The 25,010-nt window shown below is 70.7% G+C and carries 20 protein-coding genes and 5 pseudogenes; 9 read left to right on the plus strand and 16 right to left on the minus strand.

The features are described from left to right. Positions 1-208: 208 nt before the first annotated feature. The 4 genes and pseudogenes from JNW91_RS02710 to JNW91_RS02725 form a co-directional block, all read right to left on the minus strand. Positions 209-564 (minus strand): annotated as a pseudogene (locus JNW91_RS02710) (glucose-6-phosphate dehydrogenase); the annotation flags it as partial. A gap of 83 nt (positions 565-647) precedes the next feature. Then, complete coding sequence (locus JNW91_RS02715; RefSeq protein WP_203173364.1) at positions 648-1,211, minus strand: GerMN domain-containing protein; 564 nt, start codon at positions 1,209-1,211, stop codon at positions 648-650. Continuing rightward, complete coding sequence (locus JNW91_RS02720; RefSeq protein ID WP_203173365.1) at positions 1,208-2,563, minus strand: sensor histidine kinase; 1,356 nt, start codon at positions 2,561-2,563, stop codon at positions 1,208-1,210. Before JNW91_RS02720 ends, JNW91_RS02715 begins: the two co-directional genes overlap by 4 nt. Continuing rightward, entirely contained in the window at positions 2,560-3,249 is a 690-nt protein-coding gene (locus tag JNW91_RS02725) for a response regulator transcription factor (RefSeq protein ID WP_203173366.1), read from the minus strand. Before JNW91_RS02725 ends, JNW91_RS02720 begins: the two co-directional genes overlap by 4 nt. A gap of 153 nt (positions 3,250-3,402) precedes the next feature. Between JNW91_RS02725 and JNW91_RS02730 the strand changes: the two genes are divergently transcribed. The 5 genes and pseudogenes from JNW91_RS02730 (at position 3,403) to JNW91_RS02750 (ending at position 6,922) form a co-directional block, all read left to right on the plus strand. Further along, entirely contained in the window at positions 3,403-3,819 is a 417-nt protein-coding gene (locus JNW91_RS02730) for an STAS domain-containing protein (protein WP_203173367.1), read from the plus strand. A 150-nt stretch (positions 3,820-3,969) separates the two neighbouring features. Further along, on the plus strand, positions 3,970-4,587 hold the full coding sequence (locus JNW91_RS02735) for an STAS domain-containing protein (protein WP_203173368.1): 618 nt from the start codon (positions 3,970-3,972) through the stop codon (positions 4,585-4,587). Between the two features lie 175 nt (positions 4,588-4,762). Beyond that, the gene (locus JNW91_RS02740; RefSeq protein ID WP_203173369.1) at positions 4,763-5,035 is read left to right on the plus strand and encodes a GlsB/YeaQ/YmgE family stress response membrane protein; all 273 of its coding nucleotides are present in this window, start codon (positions 4,763-4,765) and stop codon (positions 5,033-5,035) included. 192 nt (positions 5,036-5,227) lie between these two features. After that, positions 5,228-5,527 carry a BON domain-containing protein gene (locus JNW91_RS02745; RefSeq protein WP_407664237.1) on the plus strand — a complete coding sequence of 100 codons (300 nt, stop codon included), beginning with the start codon at positions 5,228-5,230 and terminating at the stop codon, positions 5,525-5,527. Positions 5,528-5,729: 202 nt separating this feature from the next. Further along, positions 5,730-6,922, plus strand: a pseudogene (locus JNW91_RS02750) (Na+/H+ antiporter NhaA). 15 nt (positions 6,923-6,937) lie between these two features. Here the strand turns inward: JNW91_RS02750 and JNW91_RS02755 are convergent. The 4 genes and pseudogenes from JNW91_RS02755 to JNW91_RS33415 all read right to left on the minus strand — a co-directional run. Continuing rightward, positions 6,938-7,987, minus strand: coding sequence for a PucR family transcriptional regulator (locus JNW91_RS02755; protein ID WP_203173370.1), 1,050 nt, complete (start codon positions 7,985-7,987; stop codon positions 6,938-6,940). Between the two features lie 60 nt (positions 7,988-8,047). Then, positions 8,048-8,836, minus strand: a complete 789-nt coding sequence (locus JNW91_RS02760) for an ABC transporter permease subunit (protein ID WP_203173371.1) — start codon at positions 8,834-8,836, stop codon at positions 8,048-8,050. Next, entirely contained in the window at positions 8,814-9,242 is a 429-nt protein-coding gene (locus tag JNW91_RS33410) for a hypothetical protein (RefSeq protein ID WP_309244201.1), read from the minus strand. Before JNW91_RS33410 ends, JNW91_RS02760 begins: the two co-directional genes overlap by 23 nt. A gap of 104 nt (positions 9,243-9,346) precedes the next feature. After that, positions 9,347-9,784 (minus strand): annotated as a pseudogene (locus JNW91_RS33415) (ATP-binding cassette domain-containing protein); the annotation flags it as partial. 162 nt (positions 9,785-9,946) lie between these two features. On the opposite strand from JNW91_RS33415, the gene JNW91_RS02770 reads away from it, so the two are divergent. Continuing rightward, entirely contained in the window at positions 9,947-10,837 is an 891-nt protein-coding gene (locus JNW91_RS02770; protein WP_203173372.1) for an ABC transporter ATP-binding protein, read from the plus strand. An 83-nt stretch (positions 10,838-10,920) separates the two neighbouring features. Then, entirely contained in the window at positions 10,921-12,435 is a 1,515-nt protein-coding gene (locus JNW91_RS02775; protein ID WP_203173373.1) for a hypothetical protein, read from the plus strand. Positions 12,436-12,540: 105 nt separating this feature from the next. On the opposite strand, the gene JNW91_RS02780 is transcribed toward JNW91_RS02775, so the two are convergent. Beyond that, complete coding sequence (locus tag JNW91_RS02780) at positions 12,541-12,738, minus strand: hypothetical protein (protein WP_203173374.1); 198 nt, start codon at positions 12,736-12,738, stop codon at positions 12,541-12,543. An 89-nt stretch (positions 12,739-12,827) separates the two neighbouring features. After that, a complete protein-coding gene (locus JNW91_RS02785) occupies positions 12,828-13,256 on the minus strand; it encodes a PRC-barrel domain-containing protein (RefSeq protein ID WP_203173375.1) in 429 nt (142 codons plus the stop codon). Between the two features lie 267 nt (positions 13,257-13,523). Here JNW91_RS02785 and JNW91_RS02790 point away from each other — a divergent pair, with 267 nt between their 5' ends. After that, positions 13,524-15,503 carry an acyl-CoA dehydrogenase family protein gene (locus JNW91_RS02790; RefSeq protein WP_203173376.1) on the plus strand — a complete coding sequence of 660 codons (1,980 nt, stop codon included), beginning with the start codon at positions 13,524-13,526 and terminating at the stop codon, positions 15,501-15,503. 283 nt (positions 15,504-15,786) lie between these two features. Here JNW91_RS02790 and JNW91_RS02795 read toward each other — a convergent pair whose 3' ends face one another. From JNW91_RS02795 to JNW91_RS02805, 3 genes are read right to left on the minus strand one after another with little or no spacing between them, the layout of a single operon-like run. Further along, the gene (locus tag JNW91_RS02795; RefSeq protein WP_203173377.1) at positions 15,787-17,652 is read right to left on the minus strand and encodes a glycoside hydrolase family 15 protein; all 1,866 of its coding nucleotides are present in this window, start codon (positions 17,650-17,652) and stop codon (positions 15,787-15,789) included. Positions 17,653-17,663: 11 nt separating this feature from the next. Continuing rightward, positions 17,664-18,713: a glucose 1-dehydrogenase gene (locus JNW91_RS02800; RefSeq protein ID WP_203173378.1), complete on the minus strand. Its 1,050-nt coding sequence runs from the start codon at positions 18,711-18,713 to the stop codon at positions 17,664-17,666. A 33-nt stretch (positions 18,714-18,746) separates the two neighbouring features. Beyond that, complete coding sequence (locus tag JNW91_RS02805; protein WP_203173379.1) at positions 18,747-20,045, minus strand: NAD(P)/FAD-dependent oxidoreductase; 1,299 nt, start codon at positions 20,043-20,045, stop codon at positions 18,747-18,749. 122 nt (positions 20,046-20,167) lie between these two features. Between JNW91_RS02805 and JNW91_RS02810 the strand changes: the two genes are divergently transcribed. Continuing rightward, positions 20,168-20,320: a hypothetical protein gene (locus JNW91_RS02810; RefSeq protein ID WP_203173380.1), complete on the plus strand. Its 153-nt coding sequence runs from the start codon at positions 20,168-20,170 to the stop codon at positions 20,318-20,320. Between the two features lie 15 nt (positions 20,321-20,335). Here JNW91_RS02810 and JNW91_RS33420 read toward each other — a convergent pair. The 3 genes and pseudogenes from JNW91_RS33420 to JNW91_RS02825 all read right to left on the minus strand — a co-directional run. Further along, positions 20,336-21,747, minus strand: a pseudogene (locus tag JNW91_RS33420) (NADH-quinone oxidoreductase subunit N). Then, positions 21,744-23,225 carry a complex I subunit 4 family protein gene (locus tag JNW91_RS02820; protein ID WP_203173381.1) on the minus strand — a complete coding sequence of 494 codons (1,482 nt, stop codon included), beginning with the start codon at positions 23,223-23,225 and terminating at the stop codon, positions 21,744-21,746. Before JNW91_RS02820 ends, JNW91_RS33420 begins: the two are co-directional and overlap by 4 nt. Positions 23,226-23,228: 3 nt before the next feature. After that, positions 23,229-25,010: pseudogene (locus JNW91_RS02825) on the minus strand (proton-conducting transporter transmembrane domain-containing protein); the annotation flags it as partial.

Here is a 25,010-nt window from a genome sequence, read left to right on the forward strand (position 1 = left end):
ATCGAGGTCCGGACGGCGGCGGGGAGACGCTGCTTCCAGGCCACGGGCCTCGTTCCTCCCGTCAATGCCCGCCTCGCTAACCGAGAACCACCGGGAGCAGCAACACCTCAGACTTAAATCACCCCGCCGGGAGCCGGGGCCAGCAGTGACTCGTTCAGGGCCTTGGCTACCGGCCGGGTACTCCTGTGGGGGCACCTTCCCCGCTCGCCACGCGCGTCTTGCGCCCGCGCAGATCCCAGGCATCGAGGGTGGGCGCGCGTCCATCGCCATCAGCGCCAGGACCTGCAACAGGTAGCTCTGCACCATGTCCACCAACGCTCCGGCGCTGTCGTAGTAGCCGGCGCGCCCCTCCAGACCCAGTGCCTCGTCGAAGACGATGTCCACGCAAGCCACGTGTTCGGAATTGAGCACCGGTTCGAAGATCCGGTTGGCAAAGCGCAGCCCGAGGATGTTCACCGCGGTGGACTTGCCCAGGAAGTGGTCGATGCGGTGCACCTGCTCCTCCGGCACCAGCCGGGTCAGGATGTCGTTGAGCGACCGCGCCGAGGCGAGAGCCGTACCGAATGTGTCGATCATTGTCTGAACCGATGCGCTGTGGGGCCGGCCCCCCGAGGCTCAAGCGGGTCCAGGCGCAGTAGAGACGAGGGTCAACGAGGGGTGATCAGTGGTGCGAAATCGGCGCGAGTGAGGGGCTGGTCGGACAGTGAACCGTCCGCGCGAGGCACCCTGAGAGGTCGACCATCACGGGAAAACGTGACGGTGGTGACCTCGTCGCGGCTGGTGAGGGTGCAAACGATTTGCGCGAAGGCGAGGACCTCGTCGCTGCGGCCGGCGTCATCGCCGGGTTTGTCGACCACAACGCGGGCCTGGGTGCCGGTCGCGGTGACACCGGCGGCGTTGACCGCTCCCGGCAGCGCGCTGGTCAAGTCGGTGTCGCGTTCGGCTGCGGTGGGTCCGGCCAGCAGATGCCGAAGTTGGTCCTCGATCGTTGGTGGCCGGTCGACGCGCCGGACGAACGAGATGATGCGGTTGTCGCGGACAAAGCAGAGCGTCTCGGCGGCAGGGCCGACTGGTGCGCTGGTGTCGGCGGGCGCAGAGCTTTGGAAGGGTCCTCGCGGTGCCTGTACTACCCGGGGGGCATCATCCGTGGGAATGCTGCAGCTTGTCAGCAGCGTGGCAAGCGCCAGTGCGACGAGATAACGATGGTTCATGTCAGGCTCTCCGGCAGGATGACAAGGAAGCAGGCGCCTCCGCCGGGCCGGTCACCGACGGTGACGTGTCCGGTGTGTGCTGTGGCGTGCTGTGCGACCAGCGCGAGTCCGAGCCCTGTGCCGTCGCCTGCGCCGCGGGCTTGAGCTGGTCGTCCACGAACGAAACGGTCGAAGATCGCCTCGCGGTCCTCGACGGGCACACCTGGTCCGTCGTCCTCGACCTCGATGATTCCGGCGCTACCGTCGCGACCCAACCGGACGCCTGCAGGACCGCCCCCGTACGTCACCGCGTTGTCGAGCAGGTTCACCAGGACCTGCGCGACACGGCGCCGCTCGACTAGCCACGTCGCCGGCACGTCGGGTGCGAGATGGACGAGCGCCGTGGGCAGGTCGAGGGCGCGGCAAGCGTCGCGGGCCAGCGCCACGACGTCCACGGGGGCCCGGTGGGCGGGCTGGTCACTGCGGGCCAGGTCGATCAGGTCGTTGACGAGCCGCTGGAAACGGTCGATCTCGTCGGCGACGAGCCCGGCCGCGATGGCGGTCCGTTCGTCCTGGTGTTCCCGACGGCGGGCCAGGACGCTGGCCGCCGCGGCGAGGGTCTGCAACGGGGAACGCAGTTCGTGGCTGACGTCGGCGGCGAACCGGCGGTCCCGCTCGATGCGCCGGGCGAGCCGATCGACCATCTGGTTGAACGACGAGGACAACCGGGTCAGGTCGGGGTCGCGGGCCGTGTCGAGGCGGGCGGTGAAGTCACCGGCGGCGATCTTCTCGGCCGCGTCGGCCACGGCCGTCAGCGGCCGTAGCCCGTGCCGGGTGGCGTACCAGCCGAGTGCCGCGCCGGAGCCGGCGACCATGATCGCGACAGTGGTCAGCGCGAGGGCCAGGACCTGGAACGTCTGTTCCAGCTCCCGCAGCGAGTTGACCTCGAAGTACGTCGCGGACGCCGACAGGGGCACCCCGACGACCAGGACAGATTGGCCGTCGACGCGTACCCGCTGCACCGCGGGCTCACCGGCCGCGACGACCTGACGCAGTTCGACCGGGATGGCAGCGGAGGTGGTGGGATCGGCGGTACGGGCGTACCACCCGCCGTTCAGGTGCAGCACCGGCCGCCGACTCCCGCCGGTGTCCAGCGACCGAAGCACCTCCACCACATCGGGGGTGTCGGTGTCGAGCCCGGCACGAACGACGGTAGCGTCGAAGTAGGCGGCGCGCAGGGCGGTGCGTTCCCGCTCGTCCAGTAGGGATCGGCGGGTCAACTCGTAGGAGACCAGGGCCATCGACGCTGAGAGTAGGAGCGCGCCGACGGCGAACGCGGCAGTGACCCGGGTACGCAGTCCGAGGCGTCTCATCGCTGCAGCTTGTAGCCCAGGCCCCGCAGGGTGACCAAATGCCGGGGGTTCGCCGGGTCCTGCTCGATCTTCTGCCGCAGCCGGCCCACGTGCACGTCGACGAGCCGCTCGTCTCCGCTGTCGTACCCCCAGACCCGTTCGAGCAGTTGCTGGCGGGACAGCACCCGGCCGGCGTGCTCGGCCAGCTCGCACAGCAGCCGGAACTCGGTACGGGTCACCGGTACGGGTTGTCCGGCTCGGCGAACCTCTCCCCCGTCCGGGCTGATCTCCAGCTCGCCGACCACGAGCACGGGCACGAGCTCCGGCGCGTGCCCCGCGCCGCCGGTACGGGCGCGGCGGCGCAAGGCGCGCAGCCGCGCGGTCAATTCCTTGATCGCCACCGGTTTGACGACATAGTCGTCGGCGCCGGCTTCAAGAGCGGCGACGATGTCGTGCGTGTCGTCGCGGGCGCTGACCACCACGATCGGCACGTCGTCGTCACGGCGCAGCTGCCGAATGCACTCGAAACCGTCGAGGCCGGGCAGCATCAAGTCGACCAGCACGTAGTTGGCCGGGTTGCGACGCTGCACGCGCAGGCCTTCCTCGGCCGTGGCCGCGCCGAGAGCGTCGTAGCCTTCGTCCTCGAGTGCGAGCAGCAGCGCGAGCCGGATGCGGTCGTCATCCTCGATCACCAGTACGGCCGTCATACCCGCATCATCCCCAGACGACCGGCTCGGCGGCCAAGCGTGGCGGCCGGTTGGCTGATTTGTCACGGAACTGTCACAGATCCGCGTGGCGACCGCCAAGCCGGCACGGCAGGGTCCTAGACGACCGCGTCCGTGAAGGAGAGGGGTGTGCCCGTGACAGGGCCTCTGGAAACCACGCCGTGCACGCTGCCGCTGGTCGAGGTGTGCATCACCGAGTTCGACCTGGCCTGCCTGTCGGCGACCGGAGCAGTGTTCGACCGACTGTTGGCCCTGCATCCCGCACAGGTGGTGGTCGACCTGTCCGGGTGCCGGCACATCGACGCCGCTGCCATCGGCCTCCTGCTGGATGTGCACCGGCGGCTGGCCCGTGCCGACGGGGTCCTCACCGTCCGCAACCCGAACCCGCGCATCCGACGCATCCTGCACACCGCCCGTCTGGACCAGATTCTGCCGGTCGTTGACACTGCCTCATCGTCGCCGTCCTGCACGCCCACGATGGGACAGGAACCCACCTCCACACCACCGGCGTTGGTCGCTCATGGCCGCGCCTCGGTAAGAGCCCCGCACTGACGATCGCCAGTGGTCTCACCTTTCCTACCAGCGGGCTCGACCGCCACCCGGCAGGGAAACACCAGATTTGGGAGCCAGCTCCGCTTCGGCGCTGCACGAATGCCGTGTCACACCGCACGGGAAGACACGGCCCCAGGAAGGACCAGCAGAATGACCGTTGTCCCAGACGACCACCTGATGACCCTGATCTGCGACACCTGCGGCGACACCGTCAAGGCCACCGCGTGCGTGCTCCCCGACGCGGAGGTCGTCTGGACCCTGGTGTCCGAACAGGGCTGGAGCGGTTCCCCGTTCGCCACCGGCCCGCACCGCTGCCCGCACTGCAGCCTGCTGCCGCTCCCTGGCGGCGGCCACGCGTCGTGCGGCGACCACGGTCCTGGTGGCATCCTCGGCATCGACCACCTGAACGACGTGACCGTTGTCGCCGCCGCCGGTGACGTCGATCTCGACACCGGTGACACCTTGCGCACAGCCCTACGTCACGCAGCCGACATGGGCGGACACGTCGTGGTTGATTTGAGCCGAGTACACCTCATCGATTCCACCGGACTCGGTCACCTCGTCCGTGCCCACCGCGACGCCCGAGACCGTGGGGCCACCCTCTGCCTGGCCGCGCCGTCGCGGTTCATCCGCACCGTCCTGCACACGATGCGCCTGGACGGAGCCTTCCCCATCTTCGACAGCCGCGAAGACGCCCTCGCCCAACTGTCCAAGGAGTCGGTGTTGGAGCGCCCAACCGCCGCCGCCGCGACGGCGACTCGTTCCTGATCGAGCTCGGTCCTGAAGCGAAGGCATCCTCGTCGCCGGCAGCGACAACTGACACCGTGGGATCGGATCGCAAGGAGCCGGTGGCCATCCGAACGGCCACCGGTGCCGCGGCGAATTTCGGGAACCGATCCTCACTTGTTGTAGCACCCGTATCGAAGGAGGTCGGAGGGAGCCCATGAGCATCGCTGGTCTCGTCAACGCGCTCCTGGTCGGCGTCGCTATCGGTCTGCTCGGCAGGCTAATCATCCGACGCCAGGAGGCCCCGATCTGGCTGACCGTGTCCGTCGGGGTGGTCGCCGCGCTGGCGGGCAGCATCGTCGCCCGTCTCGCAGGCGTCGATACCAGCACCCTCAACCTCTTGACCCTGGTCATCCAGGTCGGTCTCGCTGGCATTGGCGTCGTGCTCGTCGTGGCTACCGCCAGGCCCGACCCATCCGACTCCCCCTGAACCGGCGACGACGCAGCGCCAGCACCAGAAGACAACCACAAGCACGGTTGGGCCGGTTTCCGTTCAAGGTGGATGAGGAGCAGGAGTGAAACTTCTTGAGTCCCACCCGACCGCGTTCCTGACCGGCGTGAGGATGTCACCGCCTCGCCGTCCGCCATCCCGCCAGGCCTCGTCACAACCAAGGAGCTGACCGTGTACATGCCATGGCCACTACCCGATGAGAACTGGTTCGCCGACCCCTCGCACCTGCCCGAGCCGGACCACGAGGACCTGAAACTTGAGGCGCTGGTCGCGCAGCGATTGAGCATCGACTGGACCACGCGGCGCCAGCAGATCACCGTCTCCGTGCAGAACCGGGTCGTCATCCTCGCCGGCGTGGTGAGTGACGCGAACGCGCGGCAGGTCGCGGCGGACCTCGCCTACGACGTGCCGGGCGTCTTCGACATCTGCAACACACTGCGGCTCAGCGGCCGGCGGCGTAGCCACCGGTAACCGACGATCACCGGTGACTCCGGTTCAGGGCCACATCGAAGGCGCGAATGACCTCCCAGGCAGCACGCTGCCTAGCTGTGGATGACACGCTCTCGTTCTCAGGGGCGGCGACCGGCTGAGGTCGTCGTCTGGCGAACGTAGTAGCCGGTGTGCCGGGAAGACTGGTCGGCGACTTCGTCACCGACCCCACCGGAGGACCACGATGCGCCTCCCACCGGCTAACCGCACGCCACTCCTGCTCAGCCGCAGGAGTTGGCCTGAGGTACGCCGGATCGGGGACATTCTCCGGACCGAGACGGTCGGCGGGGTGCTGCTGGTTGCCGCCGTGCTTGCCCGCGCCTGGGCGAAGGGCACTGGTCCGACGCGTACCGGTCGCTCGCCGACGTCACCGTGGGACCCGAAGCGCTGCATCTGGACCTCTCATTGGCGCAATGGGCCGCCAATGGCCTGCTAGCGATCTTCTTCTTCGTCGCCGGGCTGGAGCTCAAGCGCGAGTTCGTCGCCGGTGACCTGCGCGAGCCCCGCCAGGCGATGCTGCCCGTCGCCGCTGCGCTCGGCGGCATGACGCTGCCGGCGCTGATCTACGTGGCATCCAACGTCGGGGTCGGCGACGGGGCGTTGACCGGGTGGGCGATCCCGACCGGCACGGACATCGCGTTCGCCCTCGCCGTGCTCGGAGTGATCAACACAAGCCTGCCCTCGGCGATGCGCACGTTTCTGCTCACCCTCGCGGTCGTCGACGACCTGCTGGCCATTGTGATCATCGCGGTCTTCTACACCAGTACCCTGCACTTCGGGTGGCTGCTGCTCGCGCTGGCCCCGATGGCGCTGTTCGGTCTGCTGGTTCAGCGCCGGGTGCGGTCCTGGTGGCTGCTGCCGCTGGCGGTCACGACGTGGGCGCTGGTGCACGCCTCCGGGGTGCATGCCACCGTCGCCGGGGTCGCGCTGGCCTTCACCGTGCCGGTGCTACGCCGCAAGCCGGGACCTGGCCCTGGCCTGGCGGGGCACTTCGAACACCGGATCCGGCCCCTGTCCGCCGGGGTCGCGGTGCCGGCGTTCGCGTTCTTCGCCGCCGGAGTCCCGGTTGCCGGGGCGGGTGGCCTCGGCGCAACCCTGACCGACTCGGTCGCCCTGGGCGTAATGGTGGGGTTGGGTCGGTTTCACCGTGTCGCTGCTGATCGGTGAATTGGCGTTCGGCGCCGGCACTGAACGCGACGACCACTCCAAGATCGGCGTTCTGCTCGGATCGCTGCTGTCGGCGGTGCTGGCAACCGTCGTTCTACGCGCTCGTAATCGGCATTACCAGGGGGTTGCGCGCTGGAGGAGCGTGACAGCGACGCCGACGGGGTGCCAGACGTCTATGAGGAGCAGCCGACCAGGACGACGCCGTCCTGATCCGGCGCTCCTCGGCTATGGCGGCCAGCCGAGCAGTCGAGCGCCGAGTACGGCTGTCTGCAGCGTGAACCGTTGGGTCGGCTCGCCGGGGTGGTAGCCGGTCAGGTCCCGGATGCGGTCGAGTCGGTAGGTGATCGCGCGGACGGACAGGTGCATCTGCCGGGCGGTCGCGGTGTGGTTGCCCTGGTTGTCGAAGAGCACGGACAGGGTCTCCAGGTACGGCTCGACACCGCCGCGCGCCGTGGTCAGTGGCCCGAGGACAGTGGTCACCAGGTCGGTGATGGCGTCGCGGTCACGCAGCAGCACGGGGAACACCAGCAGATCGGCGGCATTGAGGACGGGCGTGGTGAAGCCGAGCCTGACGGCGTAGTCGAGGGTGTGGCGGGCCTCGTCGAGGGATGTGGCCAAGCCCTGCACCCCGGGTTGGGTGCGGCCGACGGCGATCTGCCAGTTGCCGGCGCCGAGTTCAGTGAGGAGCAGGTGGGCGAGTTCGGCCGCGATGCCGCGTAGGCCGCCGGCGCTGATGCAGACCACGTCGCCGTCGCGGAGGGTGGTTAGGGTGTTGCCTTCGCCGAACCTGGAGGCCAGTGCGGCATCGATGCGGTGCGTGATGCCCGGAGTCAGGCCGGCCGCACGGGCGATGAGGACGGTGTGGGTGGCCGACAGGCGGATGCCGTACCGGTGTGCGCGCTCGGCCAGACCGCCCGGGTCGGCGCGGCCGGTGAGCAGGTCGTTGACGAACGCGGCACGTTCGTTGTCGTGGCGATCCAGCTCGGCGCGGTTCTGCCGGGCGTACCCGTCCACGGCATCGGTGAGCAGGACACGGGCGGTGTCCAGCAGTGTCTCGGCGCGGGAATGCACCGCGACGGCGGTGTCGGCCGGCTCGACCGGGGTGGCGCTCCAGTGGACGGTGATGGCATCCAGCAGACCGGCAACAAGCTCGCGCAGCGTCAGCCCCTCATCCGCTGCGCGGGCACCCAGGTTGACCGCTGCCTGACGCCGGGCACTGGCCGGGACGTACAGCAGATCCTGGCAGTTGGCCGCCAGCCAATTGTCCTCGCTCATGGGCTGTTCCTTGTCGGCGTGCTGGTGGCCGCCGGAAACCGGAGGCCACCAGCCTCACGTCTACACACCGATGTCGCGGCGGTCGAACACGATGACTCCGGCGGTCGTGGTTGCCGCACCGAGGAGCACGAGGGCGAGAAGCTCGGCCGGGTGCCAGCCGGTGTGCAGCGGGTCGGTGCCGATGAAGTAGTGGAACGGTGAGAGCCAGCGCACCCAGTGCCACCCGTCGAGCATGCCGCCGATGGCGTTGGCCATGTAGGCGGCCACGGCAAGGCCACCGGTGATCGCGAGGACGGCAGCCCGTTTTCCGGTGGCGGCGCCAACGAGGAAGGCGACGCCGGCGAAGCTCCACACCAGGGCGACCAGCCCGGCGGACGCGGCGGCGACGTTGGACAGGGGTATGTCCATGCCGATCCAGGGAACAATGATCATCAGCAGGAGCCCGGGAATGGCGGCGATCCCGGTGAGCGCGCTGCCGGCGGCGGCCACCCGTTGCCAGGCGAAAGCAGCTCGCGAGACCGGATCGGCCAGCATCAGCTCCATGCCGCCGTCCTCCTCCGGCCGCGCGATCGTGCGGGCAGTCAGCGTGATGGCGCACATCAGAACCAGCAGTGGGCCGACCAGGCTGAAGATCGTCGCCTGCAGATAGCCGGCGGGCGACAGCATGTCAGCGATGCCGAGAAAGTCCAGCATGCCCTGAGGCAGCGCATCCTGCTTCAGCTCCGCGGCTCCCTGAAACTGGCTGTAGAACGAGGTGTAGATGGCGGTGAAAGCGGCGACGCCACCGGCCCAACCAATCAACGCCACGCGGTCGTCACGCCAGGTCTTACGCACCAGCGCGGGAAGCATCGCCGGCCCCTTCCCCGTGGTAGTAGAACGACAGGAACGTCTCTTCCAGGTCGGGCTCGGCCGACAACATGTCCACCACCTCATGACGCGCCGCCGCCTTGACCAGCGGATCGATGCGGCCGTCGACAGTGCATTTCAGCACCGGCCCGGACACCACCACGTCACTTACTCCGGGCAGGACACCGAACTCTGCCGGGTCCACCGGATCACCGAAATGAATCTCGACGGCGCGGACCGCCCGCTTCCCCAGTGACTCAACCCGCTCGACCGCGGCCAACTGGCCGTCGCGGACGATGGCGACCCGGTCGGCCGCCTGCTGCACCTCAGCCAGGACATGAGAGGACATGAAGACGGTCTGCCCGGCGACGCTGGCATCGCGCACCATGGCCAGGAACTCCTGCTGCATGAGTGGATCCAGCCCACTGGTCGGCTCATCCAGGACCAGCACCTCCGGCCGTGCATGAACGCCTGCACCAACCCGACCTTCTGCTTGTTGCCCTTACTCATCGTCCGTACCGAGCGCGAAAGGTCCAGGTCGAGCCGCTCCGCGAGCGCCGTCACCTGCGCCCAGGCCACGCCGCCGCGTGCCGCAGCGAAGAAGCGCAGCAGGTCTTCCGCCTTGTCCCGCCCGGGAAACACGAGTTCACCGGGCAGATAGCCGATCTGACGGTGCAGTGCGGCCTTGTCCCTGCGCGGGTCGAGCCCGAGCACAGTCGAATGTCCACGAGTGGGGCGCAGGAAGTCCAACAGCAGCCGAATCGTGGTGGTCTTCCCGGCTCCGTTCGGTCCCAGGAATCCCACCACCTCCCCGGCACGAACCTCCAGGCTGAGACCCTCGATACCGCGGCGCTGACCATAGAACTTGGTCAGGTCCTCGGTGAGTAGGGCGATGTCGCTTGTCATGCCCACATCGTCGCTGGTCTTCCTACCCGGCATCCAGGTCAGCATCCGGCCGACTACCGCTGAGGCCGTTGCCGAACATCGGAAGCCAGTAGCCCGAACGCCACCCCGGGCGGCCTCCGCGCCGCGACCGCCGGGAGTACTCTCACCTCAGGAGCGCCGGGAAGTCTGGTCGGCAGGCCATGTCGTGCTGCGGCTCTGGAGGCTCCGATGGGCGTTTCTGCCCTGCGCACCGAACATCTGTCCAAGCGGTACGGGCGGCTACTTGCCCTCGATGACCTCACCCTCGACGTCGCGGCGGGTGAGGTGTTCGGGTTTCTCGGCCCCAACGGCGCCGGGAAGTCAACGACTATCCGGCTGCTGCTCGGCCTTGCCCGACCCACCTCCGGACGGGCGTGGATCTTCGACACCGACGCCGCCGATGTAGCCGCCGCCCACAACAGGCTCGCCTACGTACCGGCGGATGTGGCGCTGTGGCCACAGATGACCGGCGCCGAGGTGCTGGACCTGCTCGCCCGCATCGGCCCTGGCACGGACACCGCCTACCGCGACGAGCTCATCCAACGATTCGCGCTGGACGTTTCCAAACCGGCCGGCACCTACTCGACGGGTAACCGGCAGAAGGTTGCTCTGATCGCGGCGTTCGCCACCCGGGCGCCTCTGCTGGTGCTGGACGAGCCGACCAGCGGCCTGGACCCGCTCATGGAACTGCAGTTCCGACAGGCGGTCGGGGTTGCCCGCGACAACGGGCAGACGGTGTTCCTCAGCTCCCACCAGCTCGCCGAGGTCGAGGCCGTCTGCGACCGCGTCGGCATCCTGCGCGCCGGTGAACTGGTGGAGGTGGCGTCCGTCGCACAGCTGCGTCGACTGCAAAACACCGAGGTGGCCGCGACGTTCACCGGCACGCCACCGGACCTCGCCGGCATCCACGGCGTCCACGACCTGCACGCAGACGGCGCCGCGACCGTGCGGTTCACCCTGAGCGGCTCCCCCGCCGCGGCGCTGCGCGCCCTGGCCGACGCTGATGTGGCGACGATCGTCGTCCGGGAGCAGAGCCTCGAGGAGATCTTCCTCGCCTACTACGGGCAGAACGCCCGATGATCGCGACCACGGCGGCAGCAGCCGGCCCGGAGCGAGTGCTGAGGGGGCTCGCAGTACGCCAGGTGCGCCGTGGTGCTCTGGTCGTGACCGCTGTGTGCGCGGGCATGTCCGCCCTGGTCGTGGTCGGCTACCACCGTGAGGCACTGGATCCGGCCGCCCTGGCGGCGCTGGCCCGCAACCCCGCGATCCGCACCCTGTTCGGCGAACCGGTCGCGCTCGACCAGGCGGGCGGGTTCACGGTGTGGCGGACGGGCACCGTCCTGGCCGTCCTGCTCGGGGTGTGGGCGATGCTGGCCGCCACCCGGATCACCCGTGGGGAGGAGGGCGCTGGCCGGTGGGGTCTGTTGCTGTCCGGCCGCATCACCCTCGCCGAGGCGGTCCGCCAGCACCTCGGTGTGCTGGCCGTCGTTCCGGTCCTCGTTGGAGCGGCGACCGCAGCGGCGATGATTGCTGCGGGCGTGGACGCCACGGGCTCGTTGTTGCACGGCACCGGCCTCGCTGCCGTCGGGCTCTTCTTCGTCGCCGTCGGGGGCGTCACCGCGCAGCTGTTCGCCAGCCGGTCGGCGGCCAACGGTGCCGCGGCCGCCGTCCTGGTCGTCGGGCTCCTCACGCGGATGGTCGGCGACGGTGTGCCCGCGCTGGCCTGGCTTCGGTGGCTGTCCCCGTTCGGCCTCTTGGCGCTGACCCGCCCGTTCGACAGCAATCGAGGGTTGTCGGTGTCGGTGCTGGCGTTCGCCGCGGTGCTGCTGCTGGCCCTCGCCGGTCGGCTTGCTGCGCGGCGTGACGTCGGCGCGGCGATTCTTGCTACGGCCGGCAGCCGGCCGGCGCGTACCGCATTGCTCGGTTCGGTGCCCGCCTTCGCGGTACGGCGTACGGTTCGGCCGCTGGCCGCATGGTCGGCCGGGATCGGCGCGTATTTCCTGCTCCTAGGTCTGATCGCCCGGTCCATGGCCGAGTTCCTGACCGGCAACCCGGAGTTCGCGACGATGGCGGCCCAGGCCGGCTTCCCGGCGCTCGACACGGTCGAGGGCTACGCGGCCACCCTGTTCGCGCTGTTGGCCGTTCCGGTCGGGGTGTTCGTCGCCGTGCGGCTCGCCGCCGTCGCCGCGGACGAGAATGCCCGGCGTCTCACCCTGCTACTGGCCGCACCGGTGACCCGGGTACGGCTGTTGGCGGCCGAGGCGGCCGTCGCTGGCTGTGCCGCGCTGGTCCTGATCACGGAGGCGGGCGTCGCCATGTGGGCCGGTACGGCCATTGTCCATGCCGGTCTTGGGGCCGGCGAGGCGCTCGCCGGCGCCTGGAACGTCGTGCCGGTCGTGCTGCTGTGTCTGGGAGCCGCCGTCCTGGCGCTCGGATGGGCGCCGCGCGCCGTCGCGGCGATCGGCGCTCTTCCGGCCGCCGGCGGGTTCCTGTGGCAGGTCCTTGCCGACAGCGTCGACGCGCCCTCCTGGATCCGAGCGCTGTCTCCGTTCGCGCACCTGGCCGCGGTGCCGGCCACCGCGCCGGCCTGGGTCGCGGCGTCCGTGATGGCCGGCATCGCGGCGGCAGGAGTGGTGGCCGGAATCATCGGCTACCGTCGGCGTGACCTGTGTGCCTGAGCGGGGTCGCCGTCGCGACCGCCGTTCACCGCTTCAGGGGGCGCAGCCGGTTGTTGACGTCGTGCACTCCCGGAATGCTCCAGGCGCGGGCATCGGCCTCCGTGCTCACGTCAGTGCAGGTGACCGTGCCCTCCAGGATGACACACCGTTCTGCACTTCGATGCAGATGCGTTCGTGACGCAACTGGGGATCCCGCTGCATACGCTCAAGCAGCCGGAAGGCCAGACGGGCATCAATCGAGGCCAGCGCGGTTTGGAACAGCGATGGAGTGTCGTCGGGAAGGAACCAGGGGACGTAGGTCACGCTGTCTCCTCAGAATCGCTTCGGTGTCTCGGCGGTCGCGCGCGGCCGCCGAGACACCGGCCGGTCGGGGGGGTAGGGGGAGCCGGGAGTCAGCGTCGGGTCGGGGGCACCGGGTGCGGCGGAGCGACCCCACTCGGGTTGAAGAACGGCGCATAGCCGTAATACCAGTACACGTCCTCGTAGTACCCGGTCTCCTCGACGACCTCCGGGTCGTACGTCGGGGCCCGCTCGATCTTTTGCCGGGTCAGGTCGACCCGCACCGTGTCGTCGGTGACGTCGCTGACCGCCTCGACGGGGATGAAGGTGGCGGTGGCGCCGATACCGAGAACTCCCCCGTGCTCAACTCGCAGGAACCGCACCTTGTGCTCCTCGCGATCGATCAGCAGGTCATCGACCTTGCCCAGGTCGTCACCGTCGGCGTCGAGGACGTGCCGGCCGCGCACGTCCTGCTCGGCAGCCGCGATTGTCTGCCCGGAGTCACCGAGCTTGACCAGAATCGCCGTGATGTCGTGTGGCATGAACTGCTCCTTCCGTAGCGTCTGCTCCCTTTGCGCTACCCGCAAGACATCCCGGAGTAGACGACGAAACGATGACGGTTCCTGCCCACTTTCGTGACGGCTGGCGCTGCCTGTCCCCTACTACCGCTGAAATGCGGGTAGTGGATCCCCACCAGGGGAGGGGGTGGTGCGGCGACGACGGCACCGTCACCCTCAGCGGCTCACTGGCGCCGGTAATCTTGATCGAGTACGGCCTGTACCCATATGTCCGCCAGCCGAGGGGGGACCATGCCCGATCAGATCGACCTCGCTCGCCTGCGGGAGCTGCTCGACGGGCCCTGGGCCAAGGTTCGCAACGCGCACCGGGACCACCTCGACGAGCGTTTCCTCCCGGTGTACGGCGAGACCGGTGACCAGGCACGTGAGCGGATCACCCGACTGCTCGGCGAACTCCCCGCCGAGCTGGGTATGGCGTCGGCCTTCCCCACCGAGTACGGCGGCAAATCCGACGTCGGCGCGTCGATCATCGCCAGTGAGATGCTGGCACAGGTCGACCTGTCACTGATGGTCAAGGCCGGAGTGCAGTGGGGCCTGTTCGGCGGCGCGGTCGCGGCCCTCGGCACCCGCCGCCACCACGACGCCTATCTCCGGGACATCGTCTCGGGCACGATCTTCGGCTGCTTCGCCATGACCGAGACCGGGCACGGCTCCGACGTCCAGCAGCTGTGCACCACCTGCACGTACGACCCGCAGACGCAGACGTTCGACCTGCACACCCCGCACGAGGCGGCCCGCAAGGACTACATCGGCAACGCCGCCCGGGACGGGCGGATGGCGGTGGTCTTCGCGCAGCTGATCACGAACGGTCGGCGGCACGGTGTACACGCGTGGTTGGTACCGATCCGCGACGCGCAGGGCAACCCGCTGCCCGGCGTGAGCATCGGCGACGCCGGGCCCAAGGCCGGCCTGCTCGGCGTGGACAACGGGCGGCTCACCTTCGACCACGTACAGGTGCCGAGGGACATGCTGCTGGACCGCTACGGTCAGGTCGCACCGGACGGGACGTACTCCAGCCCGATCGAGAACGACTCCCGACGCTTCTTCACCATGCTCGGCACCTTGGTCCGTGGCCGCGTGAGCGTCGGCGGCGCCGCGTCGGCGGCCACCAAGTCGGCGCTGACGATCGCGGTGCGCTACGGCGACATCCGGCGCCAGTTCGGCACGCCCGACGCGGAGCGGGAGGTGCTGCTCAACGACTACCTGGCCCACCAGCGCAAGCTGCTGCCCGCCCTGGCCACCACGTACGCGCTGCACTTCGCCCAGACCGAGCTGGTCGCCGCGCTCAGTGAGGTGCAGGGCGGCGACGGGCCGGTCGACGACCACCGGCAACGGGAGCTGGAATCCCGGGCCGCCGGTCTCAAGGCCGCGCAGACCTGGCACGCCACCCGCACCATCCAGATGTGCCGCGAGGCGTGCGGCGGCGCCGGCTACCTGGCCGAGAACCGGCTACCCAGCCTCAAGGCCGACACCGACGTCTTCACCACCTTCGAGGGCGACAACACGGTGCTGCTGCAACTGGTTGCCAAAGGGCTCCTCACCGGCTATCGGGACGAGTTCGGCTCGCTGGACGGCTGGGGGCGCGCCTCCTTCGTCGCCGAGCAGGTCCGCGAGATGGTGCTCGAACGCACCGCCGCGCGGTCGGCCATCGAGCGGCTGATCAGCGCCGTGCCCGGTCGCGACGAGGAGGTAGCCGTCACCGACCGCGGCTGGCAGCTCAAGACCTTCGAGGACCGCGAGAGGCATCTCCTCGACGGTGCGGTCCGCCGCCTGCGCAACGGCGCGGCCACGAAGAAGGACCAGCCCTTCGACATCTTCAATGACGTCCAGGATCACGTCCTGACCGTCGCCGCCGCGCACATCGACCGGGTCACCCTGGAGGCGTTCGTCGCCGGCATCGAGGACACCGCCGACCCGGCGGTCCGGGCGCTGCTCTGCCGAGTCTGTGACCTGTACGCGCTCAGTGTCATCGAAGCCAACAAGGGATGGTTCCTGGAGCACGGCCGTTTCACGCCGGCCCGCTCCAAGGCCATCACCGGCGTGGTGAACGGCCTGCTCAAAGAACTGCGCCCGCACCTGCGGACCCTGGTGGACGGTTTCGCCATCCCGGACACCTGGCTGCACGCCGCGATCCTGCGCGAGGAACCCCGCCGGCAGGAGGCGATGGCCGCCCAGGCCGCCGCCGGTGATCCACAGGCAGTGCTCCCCTAGCCGGGGTCGCGCCGAGCATGCAGACCACCGCGACGGGTCTCCTGTCGGCGATGACTATGCCTGCAACCTCTTCCCCTCCGGAGAACAGGACATGGCCTTCTCCGGCCAGCTGGGCGAGGCTACCGGAAGCGACCGGGCGATGATCATCGCCTCCGAACTGATCAGCAACGCCGCGCTGCACCCCCGCACAGACATCGACATCACCGTCGCCGCGATAAAAAACGCCCTACCGTCTGGGCCGTTATCGACAAGGCCGACGGATGATGCGGACCAGCGGGCCGGATCACCCGTCGACGGATGCCCTGTCCCCATCCCGCCACCGGGGCCGCGGTGCCGAGCGGGGCTTGGCGATCCGCTGATTGTCAACGCTGGCCGAGGTGCGGGTGGTGGCGCCGGCCAGCAGCCGGGCCGAGTTGACCAACCCCACCAGGCTGAACGCCTGCGGCGTGTTGCCGAGGTGGCGCCCCGTGGCCGGATCACACTCCTCCGCGAGCAGGCCCACGTCGTTACGCAGTGCGAGCAGCCGCGCGAAGAGTTGCTGCGCCGCGTCCGTTCGGCCGATGCCCCACAACGCGTCGACCAGCCAGAAACTGCACGCGAGGAATGCGCCTTCAGGACCCGGGAGCCCGTCGTCACTGCCCTGCTCTGGGCGGTAGCGCAGCACGAAGCCTTCGACGCAGAGATCCCGCTGCACCGCCTCGACGGTGCCCACCACTCGCGGGTCGTCCCAGGCGAGGAAGCCGACCCGTGGGATGAGCAGTAGCGCGGCGTCCAGAGCCGGATGGCCGTACGACTGGGTGAAGGTGTTCCGGACGGGGTCGAAACCTCGCTCGCACACCTCCCGATGGATCTCGTCCCGGATCGTCCGCCACCGGTCCACCGGGCCGTCCAAGCCGTGCTCCTGCACCGCCCGGACCGCCCGGTCGAACCCGGCCCAGGCCATCACCTTCGAGTGGACGAAGTGTCGGCGCGGCCCCCGAACCTCCCAGAGGCCGTTGTCCGGCTGACGCCAGGTGCGCTCCAGGTGATCCAGCAACGCCCGCTGTACGTCCCATCCGGCCTCCGTCGCCGCGATTCCCGCCTCCCGACTCAGGTGCAGCCCGTCGAGCACTTCGCCCCAGACGTCCAACTGGAGTTGGTCGGCGGCGGCGTTACCCACCCGGACCGGTGCCGCCCCCTGGTATCCCTTCAACCACGGCAGGGAGCTCTCCGGTAGGCGCCGGGTGCCGTCCAACCCGTACATGATTTGCAGGTCCGCCGGATCTCCGGCGACGGCCCGCAGCAGCCAGTCCCGCCACGCTCGGGCCTCGTCGAGGTACCCGGTGCCCAGCAGCGCCTGCAGTGTGAAGGTAGAGTCGCGCAGCCAGCAGTACCGGTAGTCCCAGTTGCGCGGCCCGCCCAGCTGCTCCGGCAGTGACGTGGTGGCGGCAGCCACGATGCCACCGGTCGGCGCGTAGGTAAGCGCCTTGAGCAACACCAGGGATCGTCTGACTTCTGCTGCCCACGCGCCCTCGTAGTCGCAGCGGGCAATCCACTCGCGCCAGAACCGTTCGGCGGCGTGCAGCGCGCGGCGGGCCTCGACCGGCTGCGGCGGCGGCTCATGCGAGGGCCGGTGAGTGAGCACGAAGGCGACTGACTCGCCCGCCCCCACCGTGAACTCGGCCGTGGTGGTGCTGTCGTCGGTGGACAACGGCACCTCGGCGTGCAGCCAGGCGGCGTCCGGCCCGGCCACCGCCGCCAGATCGTTGTTCCGCTGCCGGATCCAAGGGGTGATATGACCGTAGTCGAAGCGTAGCCGCAACCGCATCGCCATCGGCACCCGTCCCGAGACGCCCTCGACGACACGTACCAGGTCGGCGGCTTCGCCCCTGGGCGGCATGCAGTCGACGACCCGGACGACGCCGTCTGGTGTCTCCCACTCGCTCTCCAGCACCAGGCTGTCCCCCCGGTACCGCCGGCGGGTCGCGGGACCGCCCTCGGCAGGACCGAGCCGCCAGTGGCCGGCGCTGTCGTCGTGTAGCAGAGCGGCGAAGCAAGCTGGCGAGTCGAAGCGGGGCAGGCACAACCAGTCGACGGAGCCGTCACGCGCCACCAAGGCGGCGGTCTGCAGGTCTCCGATGACGGCGTAGTCCTCGATCGGTGCGGGCACGCGGTTCTTCCTCATTCGAAGGTCAGTACGACTTTGATGTCGTCCGGTTCGGGGCGTACCGCGTCGGCATAACGGTTCAGCGGCACCCGTCGGCTGATGAGTAGTTCCAGCCAGTTCCGGTCGGCGGCGGCCAACGCCTGGGCGGCGGCGGTGTAGTGGCGCAGGTTCGCGTTGACCGAACCGATCACCACATCGTTCTCCAGGACCAGGTCCCGGTTGGTGGCGCCCGCGTCGATGGGAATCCGGCGCCCAGCGGAGGACACCCCGGTGAGGCAGACGATGCCGTACGGTGCGGTGCCGGCGATGACATCGAGGACCACCCGCCCGACGCCGGTGGCCTCCAGCACGACGTCGGGCTGGATCTTCTCGGCGACCTCCGAAACGGGCGCGTGATGATAGGTCGCGCCGAGGGCGGCCACCGCTGCCGGCTTCGGCCCGTCGGCCACCACGTCGAGCACATGGACGTCGAGTCCGCGCTGCGTACCCAGCAGCGCCCCCAGCAGGCCGATCGGGCCGGCACCGGTCACGAGTACCCGCTGCGGCGCGAACCAGGACCGCTGCCCCACCCGTTCGATCTGTTCCCACGCCTTAACCACAACCGTGGTCGGTTCCATGAGCACACCCGCGGACTCCAGAGCTGGTTCGAGCCGGACCGCGTAGTCGGTCTCGACCGTCCACAACTCACTGCCGTAGCCGTCGCGCTCCTTGATCCCGCGTTCGGTGTACCGGCCGTTGCGGCACATGTCGAACTCGCCCCGGGCGCACGCTCCGCAGGGCGCCGGGTCGGGGCGGCGGACCACCCCGACGACCAGGTCACCGGCGGTGAAATCCGTCCCTTCCGGCGCCCGACGGACACGCCCCAGCGACTCGTGGCCGAGCACCAACCGCTCGCGCCCCTGCGGCGCCCAGCCATAGGCGCCGGAGATGATCTCCCGGTCGGTGCCGCAGACGCCCAGTGCCACCGCCTCGACGAGCAGTTCGCCCGGCCCGGCAACGGGATCGGGCACGTCGCGTACCTCGACGCTGTCGGGTCGTTCGGGTCGTACGGTCAACGCGCGCACAGTCGGCTCCTGCTCTGCTCTGCTCTGCTCTGCTCAGCGACGAATGAGTTCGGGGGCGGCGGTGTCCAGCGGAACGGCCGCGCCGGGCACCAGCCCGAGCTGCACGGCCGGACGGGTGCCCGCCGCGCTGAAAAGCCAGTCGGCCACGGTGCGGGTTCGGTTGGCCGGCAGCGACAACAGGTGATAGCCGCGGGCGACGGCCCGGGCGACCGGACCGGTAAGCGGGACGTGCAGCGGGTTGGCGGTGGCCTGCCAGCCCCCGAGATCCACCACGAACCCGAGGTCGCGATGCCGGTAGGGCCGACGCCGGCCCACCCCGTACGACGCGGCGATGTTGTCCGCGGCGAGCCGGCCCTGCCGTACGGCGTGCTGGGCGGTCATCGGGGTGATGTCCCCTGGTCGGGACGGGTCCGGCACGGCGGCGGCGTCGCCGCACGCCAGGATCTCCGGGTGCGCGGGCACGGCGAGATACTCGTCGACGGTGATCCGCCCGCTCGTCACGGGCAGGCCGGTGGCCTCGACCAGCGGGTCGGGCCGGACCCCGACGCACCACACCAGCGTCCGGGACGGCACGAACCGGCCGTCGTTGAGCCGCACGCCGTCGGCGTCCGCCTCGGTCACCGACGTGCCCAGGCACACCTCAACGCCACGCTCGCGCAACGTTCGCTCGGCGGCTGCGGACATCCGGTCGGCGAGACCGGGCAGAACCCGGTCGGCGGTGTCCAACAGCAGCCAGCGGGGACGTACCGCGCCCAGCCGTGGGTGGCGGCGGGCGATTTCTCCGGTGAACAACTGCCCCTGGGCGGCGACCTCCGTGCCGGTGTAGCCGGCGCCGACCACGACGAACGTGCAGCGACTCGCCCGCTCGGCCGGGTCCTCGGTGGCGTCGGCGAGCTCGATCTGCTGGATCAACCGCTCGCGCAGGTGCACCGCCTCAGGGATGCCCCGGAACCCGTGCGCGTGATCGGCCACCCCGGGGATCGGCAGCAGCTTGTTGACGCTGCCCGCGGCCAACACCAGCCGGTGGTACGCCAGCCGCCCCTGGCGTCCGTCCGCATCGGTGTACGACACACTGCGGCCGTCCACGTCGACGCCGTCGACCTCACCCACCACCACCCGGACTCCGGGCAGCGTGTCCGCCAGCGGCACCGCGACCCGGCGCGGGTCCAGCACACCTCCGGCCACCTCGGGCAGCAGCGGCAGGTACAGGAAGTAGTCGGTCGGATTGACCAGGACCACGTCCGCCGCTCCCCGGGCGAGCCGGGTCAGCCTGCGCGCGGCGTGAAAGCCGGCGAAGCCGGCTCCGACGATCACAATCACAGGTCGCGCCACGACATTCTCCATCCGTCGGGCTTTCGTCTCCGGTCCCCTTCTGATCGCTACCCCGGTCCAGGGGCCGGAAAACGGTGATCTGATCCGGCCGTGACCCGTTGGTCCGTCTCAACCCTCCGACGGTGGGAAGACGTGACCACGCGGTCCGACTGCCCGGACGGCTGCGGAACGACCTCGCCACCGCCGCCCCGCTGCTGGCGCAGATTCCGATCTCCCCCGCCCTGCGGCGCGCCCGGCAACGTCTGGACGCCGCGCGGGGCCGGGACGCCGGGTAGCCCGGACGGGCCGGGTCACCGCTGCAGGGTCCGCTCGACAAGGCCGTACAGTGGGAAAGTTCCAGCCGCGCCGATCAGCGCTACCGCCGCGGCCACCGCTACCGCGACCCGCGGTCCCCGTGGCGACCCGGTTCCCAACGGCGGCGGGCCGGACGGCAGGGACAGGGCCGGCACCAGCCAGCGCAGGTAGTAGAAGAGGCTGGCCACGGTGTTCACCGCGGCGACCACGACCAGCCAGGCCAGCCCGCCGTCCCAGGCGGCGGTGAACACCGTCAGCTTGCCGGCGAAGACCGCCGTGGGCGGTGTGCCGACGAGCCCCAGCAGGCAGATCGTCAACGCCGCGGCGAGCCAGGGCCGGCGGCGGGCCAGTCCCCGATAGCCGTCGAGGCAGTCGTGCGGCTCGGCGGCCAGCACCGCGAACGCGCCCAGGTTCGTCACCGCGTACCCGGCGAGGTAGACCAGCAGGGCCGGCAGCGCGCGCTCCGCGCGGCCGCGACCGCGACGGCCATCAGCAGGTAACCCACCTGCGCCACAGTGGAGTACGCGAGCAACCGGCGCGGGTCCGCCTGGCCGAACGCGGCGAAGTTGCCCAGCGTCATGGTGACCGCCGCGAGCACCGCGACCAGCAGCGGCCAGTCGACCACGTCGGCGGGCACCGCCACGGCGAACAGCCGGTACGCCGCCAGCAGGCCACCGAGCTTCGGCACGGTGGTCAGCAGCGCGCCGGCCGGGATCGAGGCGCCCTGCACCGCGTCGGGCACCCAGAAGTGGCCCGGCACCGCGCCGATCTTGAACAGCAGGCCGGCCAGCACCCCGACCACCCCGACCGCGACGGCGGCGCTCGGCGCCCCGGCCAGCCCGGCGGCCAGCCGGTCGTAGTCGCTCGCCCCGCCGCCGAGCGCGGTCAGCAGCGCGGCGCCGGCCAGCAGGCCGACCCCGGCAAGCGCGCTCATCAAATAGACCTTGAGCGCGGCCTCGGCGCCCCGCCGGTCCCGGCCCCAGCCGGCCAACCCGGTCAGCGGCACCGACGACAGCAGGTACGACACGGCCAGCAGCAGCAGGTCCGACGCCCCAGCGAGCAGCACCGCGCCGAGCACGGCGAGCAGTGTCAACACGTAGAACTCGGTCTCCCGCCGGTTGCCGGCGACCCGGCCGGCGGCGATCCCGACTACGAGCAGCCCGGCCAGCGGGATCAGCAGCCGGGCGGCGGTGGTGGCCGGGTCGAGGGCATAGCTGTGCGCGTACACGGTGGAGCGCTCGCCCACGGCGGGCAGCGCGGCGAGGACGGCCACGAGCAGCGCCCCGACAGCGACCAGCCGGGCCACCCACTGCCGGCCCCGGGGCCGGAACGCCCCGGTGAGCAGCGTGGTGACCGCGCCGACGAGCAGGAGCAACTCCGGCAGCAGGGCGAGCGGACGTTCGTTCACCGGGCCACCAGGTCGGTGACCGCCCGGGCGGCGGGTTCCACCACGTCCAGCAGCAGTCGGGGGAACACGCCGAGGAGCAGCGCCAGCGCCAGCAGCGGCAGCACCGCCGCGGTCTCGGCGGCGGTCAGGTCGGCGGTCGCGGACAGGCGGTGCCGGGCCGGGCCGAGGAAGACACGATGCAGCGCCCACAGGAACAGCCCGGCCGTGACCAGGATGCCGGGCAGCGCGAATGCCACCGCCACCGGCGCTGCGCTCAGGCTGCCGGCGAAAATCTGGAACTCGGCGATGAAACCGGAGAAGCCGGGCAGCCCGAGGCTGGCGAACGCCGCCACCGCGGTCAGCGCGGCGAACCGGGGCGTGTCAGCGGCCAACCCGCCGTAGGCGTCCATCCGGTAGGTGCCGCCGCGGTCGTAGAGCACGCCGGCGAGCAGGAACAATGCGGACGTGATGAGCCCGTGGCTGACCATCTGGGTGACCGCGCCGGTGATCGCGACCGCGCGGGCCTGCGGGTCCGAGTCGGCGACCAGGCCGGCCGCGCCGACGGCCAGCACCACGTACCCCATGTGGTTCACCGAGGTGTACGCGACCATCCGCTTGAAGTTGGTCTGGGCGAGCGCCACCAGCGCTCCGTAGAGCACGCTCACCACGCCGACCACGACGATCGCCCAGGCGTAGCGCCGCCAGGCGTCGGGCAGCATCGGCATGGCGATGCGGACGAACCCGTAGGTGCCCATCTTGAGCAGGATCCCGGCCAGCACGGCGGAACCGGCGGCCGGGGCGTCGGTGTGCGCCGGCGGCAGCCAGGTGTGGAACGGGAACGTCGGCGTCTTGATCGCCAGCCCGAGCAGGACAGCCGACAGCACCAGGGCACCGGCCGTGCCCTGGGTGGGCGGGTCACGGGTCAACGCCACCATGTCGAAGGTGTGGGGTTGGGCGGCGACGGAGAGGCCGATGAAGCCCAGCAGCAGCGCCAGCGAGCCGAGGAACGTGTAAAGGAAGAACGTCAGCGCCGAGCGGCGGGCGTGTGGGCCGTGCCCCCAGCCGGCGATCACCGCGTACATGCCGACGATGGACAGGTCGAAGAAGACGAAGAACAGGATCAGGTCGAGCGCGACGAACAGCCCCAGGCAGGTGGTCTGCAGGGCGAGGAAGAGAGCGGCGAACTGGCGCGGCCGGCGCTGGCGGCGCAGCGAGTACACCGCGCAGGCGGCGAAGACGACAGTGGTGAGGGCGAGCAGCGGCAGCGACAACCCGTCCACCCCGACGTGGTAGCCGGCCCCGGCACCCGGGATCCACGGCCGGTCCACCTCGTGCGCGAACCCCTCCCCCGGGTAGGCCCACCACACGCCCAGTACCGCCGCGACCTCGACGCCGGTGACCGCGATCCAGATCCACGACACCGTATTCGCCGGCAGGCCACGCCAGAGGAGCAGGAGCGCGGCCACCACGAGCGGCGTGAAGACGATCAGGGACAGCACGGGTCACCTCGCCAGCAGCAGGATCAGCACGGCGGTGCCCAGCGCGAGGACCATCTGGACGTAGTACTGGTGGATCAGGCCGGTCTGCGGACGGCGGGCCAGGACACCGAGCCGCCGCGCCGCCCGGACGAGCCGGCGCACCAGGGCGTCCACCCCGTGGTCGTCCACCCGGGCCAGGGCGACCGCGAGCCATCGGGTCAGGGCCGGCAGGGCCGTGACCCAACGGTCGGGCCCGGCATCGTCGAACCTCGACAGCCCCCGGGCCACGCCGAGGGCCGCACGCGGCACGGCGTGCACGGCCCGGTCGAGCACGCGGTCGTCGAACCGGGCCAGCCCTCGGGCCAGCGCCAGCGTCGCCGGGACCACCAGCAGCTGGGCAGCCAGTTCCAAGCCCAGCCATGTTCGCGCCCAGGCCGGGGCCGGCAGCCGGGCCGGCGCGGCGACCGCCAGCGTCACGCCGGTGACCGCGAGCAGGCTGGACAGGACCAGCTCGGTGGCGCGTGTCGGCGGTGCCGGACCGGCCCCGACGGCATCGGCCACCGCCCGGGACAGCGGCGGCAGCGCCAGGACGCCGAGCACGGCCGCTCCGACCGCCAGCGGCACCAGCGGCCCCTGCTGCCCGCCGGCCACCTCGCGGGTGCCGTCGCGCTCGGTGTCGTACCCGGATTCGATCCCGGGCGGAACCGGACGCAGGACCAGGGCGAGCGCCCGGCCGGCGTAGAGGGCCGCGAGCAGGGCGCCGGCCAGGCCGACCAGGTACAACGCCGGGGACCGCTCGCGGGCTCCGGCGAGCACCTCGTCCTTGGTGGACCACAACGCCAGCGGCGGCACCCCGGCCAGTGCCAGGGCGCCAACCGCGAACACGCCCCCCACCAGCGGGTAGCGGCGGCCAGCGCCGCGCAGCGCGGACAGCCGGCGGGTGCCGAGCGCGGTCAGCCACGCCCCCGCGGCGAGGAACAGCAGCGCCTTGGTGGCCGCGTGGCCGATCAGGTGCGCGACGGCGCCAGCCGGAGCGACGGCGGCGCCCAGCACCACGTACCCCAGTTGAGCGCTGGTGGAGGCGGCCAGCAACTGCTTCAGGTCGGTCTGGGCGAGCGCGACCGCACCGAGCGCCAGGGCCGTCACCGCGCCGCCCCACGCGGCCACGTCCACCGCCCAGCCGGTCGCGACGAGCAGCGGGTGCAGGCGGATGAGCAGGTAGCCGCCCATCGCCACCATGGCGGCGGAGTGCAGCAGCGCGCTGACCGGGCTCGGGCCGAGCATGGCCCGCGACAGCCAGAACGAGAACGGCAGCTGGGCCGCCTTACCGAAGCCGGCGGCCAGCACTCCACCGGCGGCCACGTCCCGCCACCCGGGCGGCAGTCCGGCGAACCCGGTCAGGTCGAGCGTGCCGCCGGCCAGTCCGGCACCCGCGGCCAGGTAGAGCCCGAGGTCACCGGCGCGGGTGGCGAGGAACGCCGTGCCACCCGCGGCGACCGCGTCGTCGCGCCGCCAGTGGTACGCGATCAGCGCGTACGACATCCCGCCCATGATCTCCCAGCCCAGCAGCAGCACGGGTAGCGTCGTGGCGGTGGCGGTGAGCAGCACCGCGGCGAGGAAGACCAGCATCAGGCCGTGAAACCGGACCGGTCCGGTGGATCTCGGCGGCGGCGTACGCCAGCACCAGCAGCGCCACCGAGGCCACCGCCGGCACGACGAGCGCGGCGAGCCCGTCGACGGACAGGCCCCACCGGGCGCCGGCCAGGAACGGCGCGTCGACGCCCGGCCGGCCCAGCGCCACCGCGG

The sequence above is a fragment of the Micromonospora parastrephiae genome, assembly GCF_016802865.1.
Classification (GTDB): Bacteria; Actinomycetota; Actinomycetes; order Mycobacteriales; family Micromonosporaceae; genus Micromonospora; species Micromonospora parastrephiae.